The organism is Streptomyces sp. NPDC090088, assembly GCF_044747345.1.
Lineage (GTDB): Bacteria > Actinomycetota > Actinomycetes > Streptomycetales > Streptomycetaceae > Streptomyces.
Window position 1 is genome coordinate 440,340 of sequence record NZ_JBIVDZ010000003.1, and the last position, 15,754, is coordinate 456,093.

Below are 15,754 nucleotides of genomic sequence, written 5' to 3' on the forward strand. Positions count from 1 at the left end.
CCTTACCGCCCCGGTCCCGGGACGGGGAGGGCCGAAGGGGCAGCCCGAGGGGCAGCCCGGCCGAGTCCCGGGGCAGCGGGACCCGGCGAACTGCCCTTGAGGGCAAGGAGATTGCCCGCCGACAGGCACCGGAGGCCGTTTCGGCGCACGCGCTTCGCGCGTGAGGGTGGGGATTGTTCCTGTCTCGTACCCCGAGGAGAGCAGAGCATGCCGTCCTACCTGTCGCCCGGCGTCTACGTCGAGGAGGTGGCCAGCGGCTCGCGCCCCATCGAGGGGGTGGGCACGTCGGTGGCGGCCTTCGTGGGCCTGGCCCCGACCGGTCCGCTGAACGAGCCGACGCTGGTGACCAACTGGACGCAGTACGTGGCGGCCTTCGGTGAGTTCACCGACGGGTACTACCTCGCGCACTCCGTCTACGGCTTCTTCAACAACGGCGGCACGGCGGCCTACGTCGTCCGGGTCGGCGGCTCGCCCGAGGGCGCGGCGGCCCCCGGCACCCCGGCGGCCGTGGGCAGCTCGGCCGCCCCGGCCGCGCTGCCGCCAGGCGAGGCCCGGCAGCTCGGCACCTTCACCGTGAGCGCCCTGGCCTCCGGCGACCTGAGCGTCGAGGTCGCCGACCCGGAGGGCGAGGGCCCCGCCGAGCGCTTCAAGCTGGTCGTCAAGGACGGCGGCAAGCCCGTCGAGACCTTCGACGTGACCGCGAAGAAGGGCGGCCGCAACTACGTCGTCACCCAGGTCAAGGAGCGCTCCAAGCTCATCACCGTGACCGAGGCCGCGCCCGCCGCGCAGCTGGCCCGTCCGGAGAACCAGACGGTGGCCCTGGTGGCCCCGACCCCGGCCCCGGCGTCCGCGCCCCCCGTCGCGGACGCCGGCTCCCACCCCGGCCCGGCCACCTACCTCGGTGACTCGGCCGACCGCACCGGCTTCGGCGGCCTGGAGGCCGTCGACGAGGTGTCCATGGTGGCCGTGCCCGACCTGATGGCCGCCTACCAGCGCGGCGCGATCGACCTGGAGGCCGTCAAGGCCGTCCAGCTCGGCCTGATCGCGCACTGCGAGCTGATGGGCGACCGGGTCGCCGTCATCGACCCGCCGCCCGGCCTCAACGCCCGGCAGATCCGGGTCTGGCGCCAGGAGACGGCCGGCTACGACTCCAAGTACGCGGCCCTGTACTACCCCTGGATCAAGACCTTCGACCCGGCCTCCGGCACCTCCCGGCTGATCCCGCCGTCCGGCCACGTGGCCGGCGTCTGGGCCCGCAACGACGCCGAGCGCGGCGTCCACAAGGCCCCCGCCAACGAGGTCATCCGCGGCGCGGTCGACCTCGAACTCCAGATCACCCGCGGCGAGCAGGACCTCCTCAACCCGATCGGCGTGAACTGCATCCGCGCCTTCCCGGGCCGCGGCATCCGCATCTGGGGCGCCCGCACCCTCTCCTCCGACCCGGCCTGGCGCTACCTGAACATCCGCCGGTACTTCAACTACCTGGAGGAGTCGATCCTGATCGGCACCCAGTGGGTGGTCTTCGAGCCCAACGACCACAACCTCTGGGCCCGCATCCGGCGCAACATCTCCGCCTTCCTGGTCAACGAGTGGCGCAGCGGCGCCCTGTTCGGGCAGCGGCCCGAGGAGGCGTACTACGTCAAGTGCGACGAGGAGACCAACCCGCCGGAGTCGGTCGACGTCGGCCGCGTGATCTGCGAGATCGGCATCGCCCCGGTCAAGCCCGCCGAGTTCGTGATCTTCCGGCTGGCCCAGTTCTCCAGCGGCAGCGGCGAGCTCCAGGAGTAGCGGCCCACCCGGGTCCCAACCCCCTTGTTTCCCAGGCACTTTGAGAAGAACGGGCAGTAACAGAGATGAGTCTCCAGCCGGGTGACGCCCTCACATCGCACAATTTCGGTCTGCAGATCGACGGCGTGATGGTCGAGTACCTCGCCGAGGTCAGCGGCCTGTCGATGGAGCAGGACGTCATCACCTACCAGCAGAACACGCCGGACGGGAAGAACCACGTCCGCAACCTGCCGGGCGTGAAGAAGAACGGCACCTGCACGGTCATCCGCGGTATGACCCAGTCCTCGTCGTTCACCCAGTGGATCAACGAGTCGATCAACGGCCAGATGGCCACGGCCCGCAAGAACGCCACCATCATCATGATGGATTTCCAGAACACCCCGGTGAAGCGCTACAACCTGCGCAACGCCTGGTGCAGCAAGATCGACACCTCCACGGTCAAGGCGGGCGAGGCGTCCGCGCTGACCGAGTCGGTGACCATCACGTTCGAAGAACTGGTCATCGAGTAATGAGGCGTTCGGCCGGCAGGGCCGGGAGCGTGGCGGCGCCCCCGGCCCCGGAGGTGACGACGACGGCGCCCCCGCAGCAGGAGGCGCCCCGCGAGGTGCTGCGCACGGAGTTCCCGTTCCAGCTCCCGCGCGGCTACGTCGACGAGCAGGGCACCGTCCACCGGGACGGCGTGATGCGCCTGTCCACGGCGCGCGACGAACTCATCCCGCTGCGGGACATCCGCGTCCAGGAGAACCCGGCGTTCCTGTCGGTGGTGCTGCTGGGCCGGGTGATCACCCGCCTCGGCACGCTGCCGCTCATGCACGACGGCATCGTGGAGAACATGTTCGCCTCCGACCTGGCGTTCCTGCAGGACTTCTACCGCCAGATCAACGCGGAGGGCCACACCCGGGCCGCGGTCAACTGCCCGCACTGCTCGGAGCCCTTCGAGGTGGAACTCGGCGGGAGCCGCCTGGGGGAATCGTGACGTACGCGACCGACCGGCTGCACGAGGAGATCGCGTACGTCGCCTACCACTTCCACTGGAACCTGGAGGACATCCTGGACCTGGAGCACGCCGACCGCCGCCGCTACACCGCGGAGATCGCGTCCCTGGTGACCCGGGCGGCCTCCGCAGGGGCGGAGGGCTGAGCGGTGGGGCTTTGGGATCGCGTACGGGGGCGTGAACGCGCACCGGAGGCCCAGGCGGAGCCCGAGGTTTCCGCCGAGGCGCCGCGTGCCGTGGTGGCGGCGGCCTGGCCGGGACTGCCGCCGATCCAGCGTGCGCTGGGAACGGGCGGCCCGGTCGCCGACCCCGGCTTCGGCGGCCGCCTGCCCACCTGGCAGAACCCCTCCTTCCTGGGCCCGCGCTCGCACGCGGTCCTGGACGGCGAGTCGAGCGCGTCCCTGGCGAGCGGCGGCCTGACCGGGCGTACGGGAGCGGGGGCCATGTCCGGCCTCGAACGGCCCATGCAGTCCATGCCGTTGGCCGGCCCCACGAGACCTCCGGGTCCGCCGCTGCCGGTGGTGCCGCTGCGAGCGGTCGGGAGCGGTCCGAGGACGGGGGCGGCCGGTTCTCCGGTCGGATCGGTCGGTCGGGTTGGGTCGGTCGGTGCGGTCGGTTCGGCCACCGCCGGGATCGCCGGGTCCGCCGGGGCCTCTGGGGCGGCGCCGGTGGTGCAGCGGGTGCCGTTGGCGGGGCGGCGGGGTGGTGGTGCGACCGCGCCGGTGCCGCAGCCGCTGCCGACCACCGAGAGCAACGCCAACGTCGTCACGGGCAAGGGGCAGAGGCCGGTGGCGCCTGCTGCCCAGCGGTCGGTCACCTCGCCGACGGCGGCGGGTCCGGCTTCGGTTTCCGGGGCCGTGCCGGTGGCGTGGGCACCGCAGGCGGCTCCGGTCGCTCCGGCTCCGGCCACGGGGCCGCGAGTCACCCCGGCACCTCCCGTCGCGCCTCGGCGCAGCGCGCTCACGCACGCGCCGGCGAACACGGCGGTCACGGCCGTGCAGCGCCGGACGCTGCCGTCGGCGCCGAAGGCCCTGGCGAGCGAGGGCGGTGCGGTGACCGCGCCGGGGGAGGGCGACCGAGCGGGGGACGGGGCCGTACAGCGAGCGGTCACGCGCCCGGACGTCGCCGACCGCACGTCCCCCAGGACCACGGCACCCATGTCCCCTACGACGACACCTCCCGCCCGTGCCGCGACCCCCTCGGCCTCCGCAACGCCCGCCGCCGTGGCCCCGGTACAGCGGCGGACGGCGAGCGCCGCTTCACCGGACGGCAGCCACACGCCGACTTCTCCGACCGCACCCGTCACCCCGGCACACCCGTCCACCAGCGCCGGAGCCCACCCGCCTTTCGTGCAGCGCAGTCCGTCCCTCTCTCCCCCCACCCCGCCTGCAGCGCCCCCTAAGGGGCGCGGGGCAGTGTCCGATGTGCGGCTACCGCCGCGTGAGCGCGCTCAACCCCCACCGGCCGCCCCCCGAACCACAACCGCCACCACGCCCTCCACCCCACACGTACGGCCACCGTCAACCCCGGCCAAGAGCATCGGCCGAGAGCCGACTGTGCAGCGCGGTGTGCCCGAGAGCACACCGACCGCTGCCGATGTCGTACCGGATGCACGCGCAACCGCGTCGGCTGAACCGAGGCGCCCGAGTGAGCCTGGCCGGCCTTCCGCGACTGCGCCTTCGGTGGTGCAGCGTCGGGTGGCGGGGAGCGCGGCGCCGCCTGCTGCTGCCGTGCCGGGAGCACCCGCGGCTGCGTCGGCTGAATCGCCCGGTCTGCCTTCCGTGACCGGGTCTTCGGTGGTGCAGCGTCGGGTGGCGGGGAGCGCGGCGCCGCCTGCTGCTGCCGTGCCGGGAGCACCTGCGGCCGCGTCGGCTGAATCGCCCGGTCTGCCTTCTACGACCGGCCTGTCGGCTGTGCAGCGGCCGGTACCGGAAGTACGCGCAGCTTCATCGGCCGAGCCGAAGTCCCGGCGTGAGTCCGCCCAGGCCCCCCTGAGCGGTCCTGCGTCGGTGGCCGTGCCCGCTGCTGGTGTCGTACCGGAGGCACGCGCGGCCGGGTCGGCTGAACCGAAGCGTCCGAGTGAGCCCGGTCTGCCTTCAGTGACCGGCTCTTCGGCGGTGCAGCGGCGGGTGGCGGAGCGTGGGGTCGCGCCTGACGCCGTACGGGAAGCGTCCCGTCCCGCGGAACGCGCGGCTGTACCGGTTCGGCCGAAGTCCCGGCGTGAGCCCGCCCAGGCGCCCGCGACCGGTCCTTCGCCGGTGGCGCCGCCCGCTGCCCCCGCCGTCGCGGGGCGGGAAGCCCCGGCGGAATCGGCGCCGATGCCTTCGCGTGGCCCCAACCCGTCCCCGGCGAGCGGCACTTCGGCCTCCGCGCCGGTCTCGGGTACCGCGACGCCGGCCGGCTCCCTTCGCCCGGGCCTCGGCGCGCCGCTCGTCCGTCCGGCGGGGGCCGGAGCCCTCGGGGCGGCGCCCGTACAGCGGCGGACGACGGATCAGGTGCCGTCCGGCCCGAGCGCGCACCCGCAGCCCGCCCCGACCGCCCTTCCGGCCACGGCCTCGCCCGCCCCCACTCCCCGCCTCGGTCTCGGCGCCCCCGTGACGGGCCCGGCCACTCCCGTCCCGTCCGTCCAGCGGCGGCGGGCGACGAGCGGCCCGGGAGCGCGGCCGACCGTTCCCGTCCCGCACCCGACGCCCGAAGCGCCTCGTCCGACACCTGTCCCGCCGAGCACCACCCCCGCCAGCGCCCCCACCCCTCTCGCCGTACCCCCGTTCCTGCCCGGAGCCCTCGCCGCGGCCGACGGCCAACCGCCTTTCGTACAGCGCCGTCCGTCCCTCTCTCCCCCCACCTCGCCTGCAGCGCCCCCTCAGGGGCGCGGGGCAGTGTCCGAGGTGCGGCTACCGCCGCGTGAGCGCGCTCAGCCCTCACCGGCCGAGACCAGGACAGCAACCACAACCACCCCCCACCCCGTCCCGCTCCGCCCCACCACCCCGCCCTCCACCGCCGCTGTCCCCCTCCCTGTGGCCCCCCTCAACCTCCCCACCATCCAGCGCGCCGCCCTCACCGCAGCCCTCCCGGCGGCGATCACGGGAATCAAGAACTCGCTGAAGAAGGAGCCGGTCAGCACCACGCCCCCGCCTCCCTCCGCCCCCGTCACCAAGGCGCCCGGGCAGTCGCCGCCCGACGGTCCGCCGCCACCCCCGCCCGGGGGCCACGTCGTCAGCGCCACGAACGACGACCTTCCCCCGGAGTACCGGGCGGTGGAGGAGGGCGGCTTCGATCCCGGCGCTCTGACGGAGTACCAGGTCGACGCGCTCGTGCACCGGATCATCGACCGCATCACCCGGCACGTCCGCACCGAACTCCGCCGTGACCGCGAACGCGTGGGCAAGCTCCGCGACTTCCGCCCCTGAACACCGCCGCCCCACCCGCCCACGCCACCTCCTCCGCAGAAAGGCCCCCGATGGCTCGCCAGGACCCGGGAACCACGATCTGGTTCAGCCTCTCCATCGACGGCGAGAGCCTCGGTTACTTCAACGGGTGCGAGGGGCTGTCGTCGCAGGTGGAGATCGAGCGGCGGCAGGAGGGCGGCAACAACGGCTTCGTGTGGCAGCTGCCGACCCGGGTCACCTTCTCCACCATCCGGCTGACGCGGCCGCTCACCCCGGACACCTCCAAGGTCGCGAAGTGGATCTCCTCCGTGCAGACGGGCATCAAGCGGCCCACCGCCCAGATCACGGCGCTGCGCGCCGACGGCTCGGAGGTCGCCCGCTGGGGCCTCCTCGACGTGCTGCCGGTGAGCTGGCAGGGCCCCTCCCTCGACCCGGCCAGCCCCGCCGTGGCCACCGAGGTCCTGGAGATCACCCACCACGGCTTCACGGACTGAGCGGGACGAGAGGGCAGAGGAAGACAATGGCCAGCAGCAGCCGGGGCGCCGGCAAGAGCCTCGTGCGCGCCACCCTGGAGATCCACCAGCCCCCGCCGAGCGGCAGCCGTACCCCGGGCGCTCTCATGAAGTCCTTCAACTTCGACTTCAACCCGGCGCAGCTCACCATCGGCCGCCGCGCCGACTGGAAGTCCTCCTACGCGCCGATCGAACGCGACGGCCCGCTCCCGGAGTTCCTCGGCGCGCACCCGCGCCAGATGAGCGTGGAGATCTTCCTGGACTCCTCGGACGAGCCGACCGCGAACTCGGTGCTGAAGAAGGTCGAGTCGCTGCTGACGTGCTGCGAGGTCACCGCGCAGAGCATCGCGAACAAGCGGCCGTCGCCGCCGTGGGTGGTGTTCGAGTGGGGGTCGTTCTCGACGGCCCGGTTCACGGCGTACGTCGCCTCGGTCGACGCCTCCTACACCCTGTTCGGGACGAGCGGGATGCCCATCCGGGCCACCTGCCGTCTGCAACTCCAGGAGATCCCGACCAAGACCCCCGGACAGAACCCCACCTCCGGCGCGCTCACCGCGCAGCGCGTGCACCGGGTGGTCGCCGGGGACTCGCTGCAGGCGCTGGCCTGGCGGGAGTACGGCGACGCGTCCGCCTGGCGGGCGATCGCCGACGCGAACGGGATCGACGACCCGAACCGGCTGCCCGCCGGGACGGAACTCGTGCTGCCTGCCGCCGAGGAGGTGCGGCACTGATGGTCAAGTACGCCTATTCGAACATCATCAAGGTGACCATCAACGGGAAGGACCTGAAGTCCGACCCGGTGTGGGGGTCCGCGCTGATGGACGCCCATGTCGACCAGGGCGTCGGCGTGCCGGCCGCCTTCCAGCTGACCTTCCGCGACAAGGACCGCAAGCTCCTCGGCGACCTGGGAGTGAAGTTCGGCAGCGAGGTGGTGCTCACCCCGATGTCCGACGGCCTGGACACCGCGGGCCCGCTGCTGACCGGCGAGGTCACCGCGATGGAGGCGGAGTACGACGGAACCGGCAGCTACGCCGTGATCCGCGGCTACGACAAGGGCTTCCGGCTGATGCGGCAGCGCCGGGTGGTCGCGTACCGCAACCAGACCGCCTCCGACATCGCCCGCAAGCTGGCCGGGCAGGACGGGGTGCCGATCGGCCGGATCGACGCGACGAAGACCGTCTACGAGTTCATCAGCCAGAGCAATGTCACCGACTGGGAGTTCCTCGCGCGGCTCGCCGACGAGAACGAGATGGTCATGTCGGTCGACGCGAAGGGCAAGTTCCAGTTCGTGAAGCCGAAGGACGCCTCCGGGGCGCCCTCGACCAGCACGGACGGCGACAAGAGTCCCTTCGTCCTGGAGGCCGGCCACGACATCCTGCGGCTGCGCTCCGCCGTCACCGCCGCCGACCAGGTCGCCACCGTCGAGTCCCGCGGCTGGGACGTGACGACGAAGAAGACGCTGACCGCGACCTCCCGGGCCAACGGCAACCAGGGGTACAGCATCGGCGCCACCCCCGGCGACGCGTACGCCAGGTTCCCGGCGGCCAAGCTGGTGGAGACCCGGACCCCCTACGACAAGCAGTCCGAGGTGAAGTTCGCGGCCGCCGCCCTCGCCGACGACGTGACGTCCGGGTTCGCCGAGGTCGAGGTCGTGGTGCGGGGCAATCCGCAGCTGCGGCCCGGGGTGCCGGTGGCGCTCAAGGACGTCGGCACGCCCTTCGCCGGCAAGTACACGGTCACCTCGGTCCGGCATGTCTTCGGCGACGCCAAGCACTACGAGACCTGGGTGACGGTCAGCGGCCGGCAGTGGCGGTCCCTGTACGGCGTCGCCTCCGGCGGCGGTGCGGACGGCGGCCTCGACCGGCAGCTCAGCGTGGCCCCGGCGCTCGTCACCGACGTACAGGATCCGCTGCAGCAGGGCCGGGTGAAGGTCAAGTTCCCCTGGCTGGACGACACCTACGTCAGCGACTGGACCCGGTCCGTGCAGCTGGGCGGGGTGCGCGGCGGCGGGGTGTTCCCGATGGACGTCGGCGACGAGGTGCTGGTCGCCTTCGACCGGGGCACCCTCGACCACGCGTACGTCATCGGCGGCCTCTACAACGGCAAGGACAAGCCGACCCGGGTCAAGGACGTCCCGCTGCACGACGGCATGCGCGGCCGGGCCACCCGGCACACCGTCTCCGACCGGTCCGGCAACCACATGGACCTGCTCGACCAGAAGGGCCGCAAGGAGGGCGTCCGGCTGGCCAGCGGCGACGGCAGACTGACCGTGTTCCTCGACCGGACCAAGACCGAGATCACCGTGGACAGCAAGGGTGACGTCTCCATCAAGGGGAACCGGGCGGTGTCGGTCGAGGCGGGCACCAGCCTGTCGCTGCGGGCGAAGGGCGCGCTCAGCATCAGGAGCGGGGGACCGCTGTCCCTGCAGAGCGCCGAACTCGTCGACATCAAGGCGCCGACGGGCGCGGTCTCGGTGAACGCCGCCGCGCTGAACCTGATGGCGACCGGAGCCGCCTCGCTGCGCGGCAACGGCGCCCTCGCGCTCGGCTCCCTGGCCACCGTGGCGATCACGGCCCCGCAGGTGCCGGTCCTCGGCAACCTGACCATGGCCGGTCTGACCGTGATGGTGATCCCGGCATGAGCGGGCGCCACGACTTCCCGGAGGGGCGGGTGCGGGACTGATGGCAGAGCAGTTCGTCGGCTCCGGCTGGTCGTTCCCGTTGCGCATCGGGCCCACCGGCGGTATCGCCCTGGTCAGCGGCGAGAAGGAGGTCGAGGAGGCGATCCGGCTCGTGCTCTCCACGGCCCCCGGCGAACGCCCGATGCGGCCGGAGTTCGGCTGCGCCATCCACGACCTGGTCTTCGCGCCCGTCAACGAGCAGACCGCCGGCCGGATCCAGCACGAGGTGTACGCCAGCCTGGACCGCTGGGAGCCCCGGATCGAGGTCGAGGACGTCGAGGTCACCACCGGCGCCGACCCGAGCGTGCTGATGATCGACGTCCGCTACTCGGTCCGCGGCACCAACAACCCGCGCAGCCTCGTCTTCCCCTTCTACGTCATCCCCTCCCACGACGAGCCGGACCTGCCGCCCGCCTCCTCGGACTCCTCGGAAAGCGACCGCTGATCCCCGATGGCCCTGCCCTCCCCGAACCTCGACGACCGCCGCTTCCAGCAGTTCGTCGACGACGCCAAGCGTTACATCCAGCAGCGCGCCCCGGAGTGGACCGACCACAACGTCTCCGACCCCGGGATCACGCTGGTGGAGACGGTCGCGCACATGGCCGACCAGATCGTGTACCGGCTCAACCGGGTCCCGGAGAAGAACCATCTGGCCTTCCTGGACCTGGTCGGCATCACCCTCTTCCCGCCCTCCGCGGCCCGCACCGAGGTGACGTTCTGGCTGTCGGCGGCCCAGGAGGACCCGGTGCCGGTGCCGGTCGGCACCGAGGTGGCGACCCGCCGTACCGAGACGCAGGAGGCGGTGGTCTTCGCGACCGAGCGCGCCCTGACGGTCGTACCGAGCGAGCTGCGGCACCTGATGAAGCAGGAGCGCGGTTCGGCGGTGGTCGATCTCACCCACGAACTCGCCGAGGGCAAGGACCTGTTGTGCTTCACCGAGGCCCCGAACCCCGGTGACTGCATGCTGCTCGGCCTGACCGCGGCCGTCCCGCACTGCGCGGTCGCCCTCGACCTGGACAGCCGGGTCGACGGTGTCGGCGTGGACCCGCGGCAGCCGCCGCTGGTGTGGGAGGCGTGGACGGAGGACGGCTGGCGGGAGTGCGAGGTCGACCGGGACGGTACCGGCGGACTCAACCGCCCCGGCGAGGTCGTGCTGCACGTCCCCGGCGGCCACGTGCTCTCCCGCAACGGCGGCCGGGAGGCGGGCTGGCTGCGCTGCCGGGTCACCGAACCCCACTCCGACCAGCCCTTCTACACCACCTCCCCGACGGTCCGGTTCGCCGAGGCCTGCACGGTCGGCGGCACCACCGGCGCCGTCCACGCGGAGACCGTCGAGGACGAGGCGCTCGGCGAGTCCACCGGCCTGCCCGGCCAGCGGCTGCGGCTCGCCCACGCCCCCGTCGTCGGCGACACCCCGCCGCTCCTCCTGCAGACCGCCGAGCACGACGGCGAGGGTGGCTGGCTGGACTGGCAGGTGGTCCCGCACTTCGCGGCCTCCGGCCCCTACGACCGCCACCTCACCCTCGACGCGACCACCGGCGAGATCGCCTTCGGCCCCGCGGTCCGCGAACCCGACGGCTCCCTGCGCCAGTACGGCGCGGTGGCCCCCAAGGGCGCGGTGATCCGGGCCCGCCGCTACCGCACGGGCGGCGGCCGGGACGGCAACGTGGCCCGGGGCGCCGTACAGATCCTGCGCTCCTCCATCCCGTACGTCTCGGAGGTCGTCAACCGCGAGGCCGCGCGCGGCGGAGTGGACGGCGAGACGGTCGCCGAGGCCAAGGTCCGCGCCCCCATCACCCTGCGCGCCCAGGAACGCGCGGTGACCCTGCGCGACTACGAGGAGCTGGCCCGCCGCGCCGCCCCCGAGACGGCCCGGATCACCTGCCTGGAGGGCGCGGAGACCGAGTACGGGTCGTACGCGGTACGGGTCCTGGTGGTGCCCCAGGCGGTCCCCGACCCCGGTGGCCGGCTCCGCTTCGAACAACTCGTCCCCGGCGACGCCCTGCTGGACCGCATCACCCGCCACCTGGACGAACGCCGCCTGATCGGCACCCGGCTGGCGGTCGGCCCGCCCTTCTACCAGGGCGTCACCGTGGTCGCCACCGTCCACGCCTTCCGCGGGGTGGACGTCGACCGGGTCCGCCGCCAGGCCCACGACGCCCTCTACCGCCACCTCGACCCGCTGACCGGCGGCGCGGACGGCAAGGGCTGGCCGTTCGGGCGCCCGGTGCAGTCCGGCGAGGTCTTCGCTGTTTTGCAGCGCGTCCCCGGCGTCGAACTCGTCGACGAGGTCGTCCTCCACCCCGCCGACCCGCTCACCGGCAAGCGCGGCGACCCGACCGACCGCATCGACCTCGAAGCCCCCTCCCTCGTCTTCTCCTACGACCACCGGGTCCGGGTGATCGGCGAATGAGGGGCTCCATCGACGGCCTGGGCTCCTCCGTTCCCATCGGCCCGATGCTCCCGGCGGTCTTCGCCGACGACGACCTCGCCCTGCGGTTCGTCGCCGGCCTCGACGACGTGATCGCCCCCATCCCCAACGTCCTCGACTGCCTCCCGACCTACTTCGACCCGGCCCTCGCCCCCCTCGACTTCACGGAGTGGCTGGGCACCTGGGTCGGCGCGGAGACCGACGGCACCGAACCGGAACCGCTGCTGCGTGCCGCCGTCGCCGCGGCCGCCTACCTGCACCGCATCCGCGGCACCCGCCGGGGCCTCGCGGAGGCGGTCCGGCTGGCCTTCGGCGTCGCCCCGGAGATCACCGAGAGCGGCGGCGCGACCTGGAGCGCCCGCCCCCTCGGCGCCTTCCCCGGCACCCCGCGCCCCCGCCTCCACGTCCACCTCACGCTCCCCGCCCCCACCGCCGCCGACGAGGTCCGCCTGGAACACCTCGTCGCCGCCGCCCGCCCCGCTCACATGCCCTACACGGTCCAGGTGACCGCGTCCGCCGAAAGGACCCCGCAGCCATGACGACCACCCAGAACTGCACAGAGTGCGGCACGGTCGCCGAACCGGGCCAGTCCTTCTGCGACGCCTGCGGAGCCGTCCTCAGCTGGACCGGCAACCGCGACACCCCGACCCCCGAACCGACCCCGGCCACCGCGCCGAACTCCGGCACGGCGGCTCCTGCCTGGGACGCCTTCACCCGGAGAGACGGCGGCTCGGGTCTACCGCAACGAGAAGTCCGGGCCACGACCACGACAGCGCCCCGTGAGGAGCAAGGGGACGTGCCCCGTCAGGAGCCGGGGGACCTCTCAACCCCGCCCACCACAGCGCCCCTTCAGGGGCGCGGGGCTGAATCCGATGTGCGGCTACCGCCGCGTGAGCGCGACCAGCCCCCACCGGCCGTCACCACTCCCACGGCCGAAACCACCCCCCTCCCCCAGGCCGCCGAAGGCGAAGACGCCGACGACGCCCACGACCGGGCCCGCCGCCTCCTCGTCCCCGTACAGGACCCCGACGCCACCCCGCCCCCGGCCCCCTCCGTCGCCCCCGTCCTCCCCGGCCGCCCCACCCCCCAGCGCCCCGCCTCCGTCCGCACCCCCGGCGAGGACCTCGGCGCCCACGGCGGCACCCCCTGCCCCTGGTGCGCCACCCCCAACCGCCCCGACCGCCACTTCTGCACCCGCTGCGCCATGCCCATGGCCGGCCATGACAGCACCTCCCCCTCGGCCCCCCGCCCCTGGTGGCGCCGCATCCTCGACTTCCGCAACCGCGAGACCCCCTGGGCCGGCGACCGCCCCCGCCTGCGCCGCACCTTCGACCGCGTGCTGACCTGGATCGTCGCGGCCGTCGTCCTCGCCCTCGTCACCGTCCTGGCGTTCAACATCCCGAACGCGGTGAGCGCCACCCGCGACCACTTCGCCCAACGGGCCCAGGTCTCCCCGGACCGGATCACCGCGTCCCGTTCGTACGCGGGGCACAAGCCGGACCTGGCCTTCGACAAGGTGAGCAACACCTGGTGGGGCCCCGGCGTGATCCAGGGCGGCGAGGGCGAGTGGATCGAGGCCCGTTTCGACGAGCCGACCCGCCTCCTGAACGTCATCGTCTCCTCGGGCGAGTCGAACCACTTCGACCAGCTCAAGAAGTCGGCGCTGCCGCACCGCGTGAAGGTGACGATCAAGACGGCCGACGGCAAGACCGAGGACCGCGAGCTGACCCTCGACCAGATGGTCGGCGGCCAGACCCGCAACCTGCGCGCGGCGGACGTCGTCTCCGTCCGCTTCACGATCGAGTCCTCCTACCAGGCCTCGGCGGAGACCCAGGTCGCCATCGCCGAGATCGAGTTGTTCGGCCCGTCGAGCGCGAGCTCCTCCTGACGGCCGCACCCGCCCGGCCCGGCGGCCCGCCTCACAGGGAGTGATGCGAGGATCCGGCCCATGACCGGGGACGACACGGGGAAGCGGCGCACCGCGCGCAGAAGCTGGCGCGACGTGCCGCTGGCCCCGATCGCCTTCCTCCTCGTCGGCAACGTGGTGGTGAAGTTCCTCGTCGCCCTGTTCTCCCTCGCCTTCGGTTCCGGCGGTTTCTCCGCCGGGCGGCTGGCGGATGCCGTCCTGGACCTCGTCGGGCGCCTGCTGATCGCCGGCCTCTGCCTCTGGCTCTTCACCCGCGTCCGGAAGTGGCGGCGCGGGGCGAACCCACCGGGCCAGAGCCAGGGGCAGGGCCAGGTCTAGCCCCGCATCAGCGACCGGTAGACCGCCGTCGACCGCGGGTTGCCCCGGCAGCCCCACACCCCGTGCGGGCAGTAGTCGGTGATGGTCTGGTACAGCGGCCGGTTGGCCGCGAACCACTCCAGCATGCCCCGCAGGTACGCCGGATCGTCCCCGTTCGCGTACAGCCCCCACTCGGGATAGGACACGGGTTTGCCGTGGGCCCGGGCGAAGTCGACCTGGGCCCGCAGCCCGTACGGCTCCGCGACCTGTTCCTCGAAGGAGAGCCCGCGCGGGGAGTCGTAGGCGTCCATCCCGATGACGTCCACGAAGAGGTCCCCGGGATAGCAGCGGGTCCAGGGCACGGCGTCGCGCCCCCGGTTCGGCGTGAAGTCGAACCGGAACCGCGCGCCCGGCACCGACCGCATCGCGGTGACGATCCGCACCCAGTACGCCTTCCAGGCGGCCGGGTCCGGCCCGCAGCGGTGGCTGTACGTCTCCCCGTTCATCTCCCAGCCGAGGACGACGACGGTGTCCGGCGCGCCGACCGAGACCAGCCGCCGGGCCAGCGTGCGGAAGTGGCCGTCGTAGGCCCCGGCCGCCCCGAGCCGCAGCTGCCGTCGTACCTCGGCGTCGGGCAGGTGGTCCTCGGTCCGCTCCAGCATCGGCACGTTGAGGACGAGGAGGCGGTCCGGCTCGGCCCGCCGCCAGTGCGCCCACAGCCGTACGAAGTCCGGGGCGCCCTCGATGTTCCGCCACACGTCGCCCGGGAGGTAGGTGTGGCCGACCCGGGGCTCGTCGTGCCCCAGCCAGTCACCGAGCGCGCTCACCCGCCGTACCCCTTCGGCGCCGTAGCCGACGTACGCGCCGAAGGGTCCGGGGGCGGCGGGCCGTGGGGTCTCCGGCCGGGAGACCGGCAGCAGCAGGAGGACGGCCATCGTGATGAGGAGGACGAACCTCAAACGAGCCATGAGGGGAAGTCTGGTCGTTGCCGGGAGCCGGCGGGCGCGGTGCGGGCATCTTCGAACTTTGTGCGAGGCCCGCCGGATCGCCGGAGACCTGGACCCCGTGCCCGCGCAGCCAGGGCAGCGGCGCCACCGCGGAGCCCGGGTACGGGCTGGTGCGGACCTCGAAGTGGAGGTGGGGGCCGTCCGCGTTGCCGGTCGCGCCGGCCGAGCCGATCCGCTCGCCCGCCGCGACCCGCTGTCCCGGGCGGACCAGGATCACGGACAGATGGGCGTACTGCGTCCAGTACCCGTCCGGGTGACGTAAGACGATCTGGTTGCCGTAGCCGTCTCCGCAGGACGTGGTCACCACCTGGCCGGGGCCGACGGCGTACACGGGCGTACCGGCGTCCACCGCGAAGTCCTGGCCGGTGTGCCGGTGTTTCCACAGGCGGCCCTTGGCGGCGTAGCCGGCGGAGAGCCGGTAGCGGACCGTCGGCGCGGTCCAGCCGTCGGCGCCGGCCGGCGGGTCGGGATCCGCGATCCCGGGGGCCCCGAAGGCGCAGCGCTCGGTGGCTCCGGGGTCGGCCTTGGCGGGCGTGGCGAGGAACGCGCCGGTCAGCAGGAGGACGAGCGCGGCCGTGAGCAGTCGTAGATCATCCGTTCGCATTGTCGGATCCTCGGACGAGCGGACGGTCCCGGGCCGCACACACACGCCCGGAGCCGCGACTTTCGCCCGTTCGGGTCCGGGATCGGCACCGGTGTCCCGGCGGGCTGAACGGACGCCCACCGTCC

At 73.2% G+C, this 15,754-nt stretch carries 16 protein-coding genes; 13 read left to right on the forward strand and 3 right to left on the reverse strand.

Going from position 1 to position 15,754, the window contains the following annotated elements; all coding sequences use genetic code 11:
• Window positions 1-207: 207 nt before the first annotated feature.
• The 4 genes from ACIPSJ_RS17910 (at window position 208) to ACIPSJ_RS17925 (ending at window position 2,928) form a co-directional block, all read left to right on the forward strand.
• Window positions 208-1,788 (forward strand): phage tail sheath subtilisin-like domain-containing protein, encoded by a 1,581-nt coding sequence (locus ACIPSJ_RS17910; RefSeq protein ID WP_359211185.1) that lies wholly within the window; start codon window positions 208-210, stop codon window positions 1,786-1,788.
• A gap of 65 nt (window positions 1,789-1,853) precedes the next feature.
• Window positions 1,854-2,297 (forward strand): phage tail protein, encoded by a 444-nt coding sequence (locus ACIPSJ_RS17915; protein ID WP_355721173.1) that lies wholly within the window; start codon window positions 1,854-1,856, stop codon window positions 2,295-2,297.
• The gene (locus ACIPSJ_RS17920) at window positions 2,297-2,764 is read left to right on the forward strand and encodes a hypothetical protein (RefSeq protein ID WP_359211181.1); all 468 of its coding nucleotides are present in this window, start codon (window positions 2,297-2,299) and stop codon (window positions 2,762-2,764) included. The genes ACIPSJ_RS17915 and ACIPSJ_RS17920 overlap by 1 nt, the downstream gene beginning before the upstream one ends.
• A complete protein-coding gene (locus ACIPSJ_RS17925; RefSeq protein WP_355721179.1) occupies window positions 2,761-2,928 on the forward strand; it encodes a DUF6760 family protein in 168 nt (55 codons plus the stop codon). Before ACIPSJ_RS17920 ends, ACIPSJ_RS17925 begins: the two co-directional genes overlap by 4 nt.
• On the opposite strand, the gene ACIPSJ_RS17930 is transcribed toward ACIPSJ_RS17925, so the two are convergent.
• A complete protein-coding gene (locus ACIPSJ_RS17930; protein ID WP_401346741.1) occupies window positions 2,868-4,088 on the reverse strand; it encodes a hypothetical protein in 1,221 nt (406 codons plus the stop codon). The two genes, ACIPSJ_RS17925 and ACIPSJ_RS17930, sit on opposite strands and share 61 nt — an antisense overlap.
• Window positions 4,089-5,799: 1,711 nt before the next feature.
• Here ACIPSJ_RS17930 and ACIPSJ_RS17935 point away from each other — a divergent pair.
• From ACIPSJ_RS17935 to ACIPSJ_RS17975, 9 genes are read left to right on the forward strand one after another with little or no spacing between them, the layout of a single operon-like run.
• Window positions 5,800-6,192: a hypothetical protein gene (locus ACIPSJ_RS17935; RefSeq protein WP_359211177.1), complete on the forward strand. Its 393-nt coding sequence runs from the start codon at window positions 5,800-5,802 to the stop codon at window positions 6,190-6,192.
• Window positions 6,193-6,242: 50 nt separating this feature from the next.
• Window positions 6,243-6,665, forward strand: coding sequence for a phage tail protein (locus ACIPSJ_RS17940; protein ID WP_355721187.1), 423 nt, complete (start codon window positions 6,243-6,245; stop codon window positions 6,663-6,665).
• Between the two features lie 26 nt (window positions 6,666-6,691).
• Window positions 6,692-7,414: a LysM peptidoglycan-binding domain-containing protein gene (locus tag ACIPSJ_RS17945; RefSeq protein ID WP_359211174.1), complete on the forward strand. Its 723-nt coding sequence runs from the start codon at window positions 6,692-6,694 to the stop codon at window positions 7,412-7,414.
• On the forward strand, window positions 7,414-9,324 hold the full coding sequence (locus ACIPSJ_RS17950) for a VgrG-related protein (RefSeq protein ID WP_359211172.1): 1,911 nt from the start codon (window positions 7,414-7,416) through the stop codon (window positions 9,322-9,324). Before ACIPSJ_RS17945 ends, ACIPSJ_RS17950 begins: the two co-directional genes overlap by 1 nt.
• 40 nt (window positions 9,325-9,364) lie before the next feature.
• Window positions 9,365-9,808 (forward strand): GPW/gp25 family protein, encoded by a 444-nt coding sequence (locus ACIPSJ_RS17955; protein ID WP_355721196.1) that lies wholly within the window; start codon window positions 9,365-9,367, stop codon window positions 9,806-9,808.
• Window positions 9,809-9,814: 6 nt separating this feature from the next.
• Window positions 9,815-11,776 carry a putative baseplate assembly protein gene (locus ACIPSJ_RS17960; RefSeq protein WP_359211169.1) on the forward strand — a complete coding sequence of 654 codons (1,962 nt, stop codon included), beginning with the start codon at window positions 9,815-9,817 and terminating at the stop codon, window positions 11,774-11,776.
• Complete coding sequence (locus tag ACIPSJ_RS17965; protein WP_359211167.1) at window positions 11,773-12,333, forward strand: phage tail protein; 561 nt, start codon at window positions 11,773-11,775, stop codon at window positions 12,331-12,333. The genes ACIPSJ_RS17960 and ACIPSJ_RS17965 overlap by 4 nt, the downstream gene beginning before the upstream one ends.
• On the forward strand, window positions 12,330-13,682 hold the full coding sequence (locus tag ACIPSJ_RS17970; protein ID WP_401346742.1) for an NADase-type glycan-binding domain-containing protein: 1,353 nt from the start codon (window positions 12,330-12,332) through the stop codon (window positions 13,680-13,682). The genes ACIPSJ_RS17965 and ACIPSJ_RS17970 overlap by 4 nt, the downstream gene beginning before the upstream one ends.
• A gap of 60 nt (window positions 13,683-13,742) precedes the next feature.
• Entirely contained in the window at window positions 13,743-14,039 is a 297-nt protein-coding gene (locus ACIPSJ_RS17975) for a hypothetical protein (RefSeq protein WP_401346744.1), read from the forward strand.
• Here the strand turns inward: ACIPSJ_RS17975 and ACIPSJ_RS17980 are convergent.
• Window positions 14,036-14,941, reverse strand: a complete 906-nt coding sequence (locus ACIPSJ_RS17980; protein ID WP_401347432.1) for a glycoside hydrolase family 26 protein — start codon at window positions 14,939-14,941, stop codon at window positions 14,036-14,038. The two genes, ACIPSJ_RS17975 and ACIPSJ_RS17980, sit on opposite strands and share 4 nt — an antisense overlap.
• The gene (locus tag ACIPSJ_RS17985; RefSeq protein ID WP_401346747.1) at window positions 14,829-15,629 is read right to left on the reverse strand and encodes a M23 family metallopeptidase; all 801 of its coding nucleotides are present in this window, start codon (window positions 15,627-15,629) and stop codon (window positions 14,829-14,831) included. Before ACIPSJ_RS17985 ends, ACIPSJ_RS17980 begins: the two co-directional genes overlap by 113 nt.
• Between the last annotated feature and the right edge of the window lie 125 nt (window positions 15,630-15,754).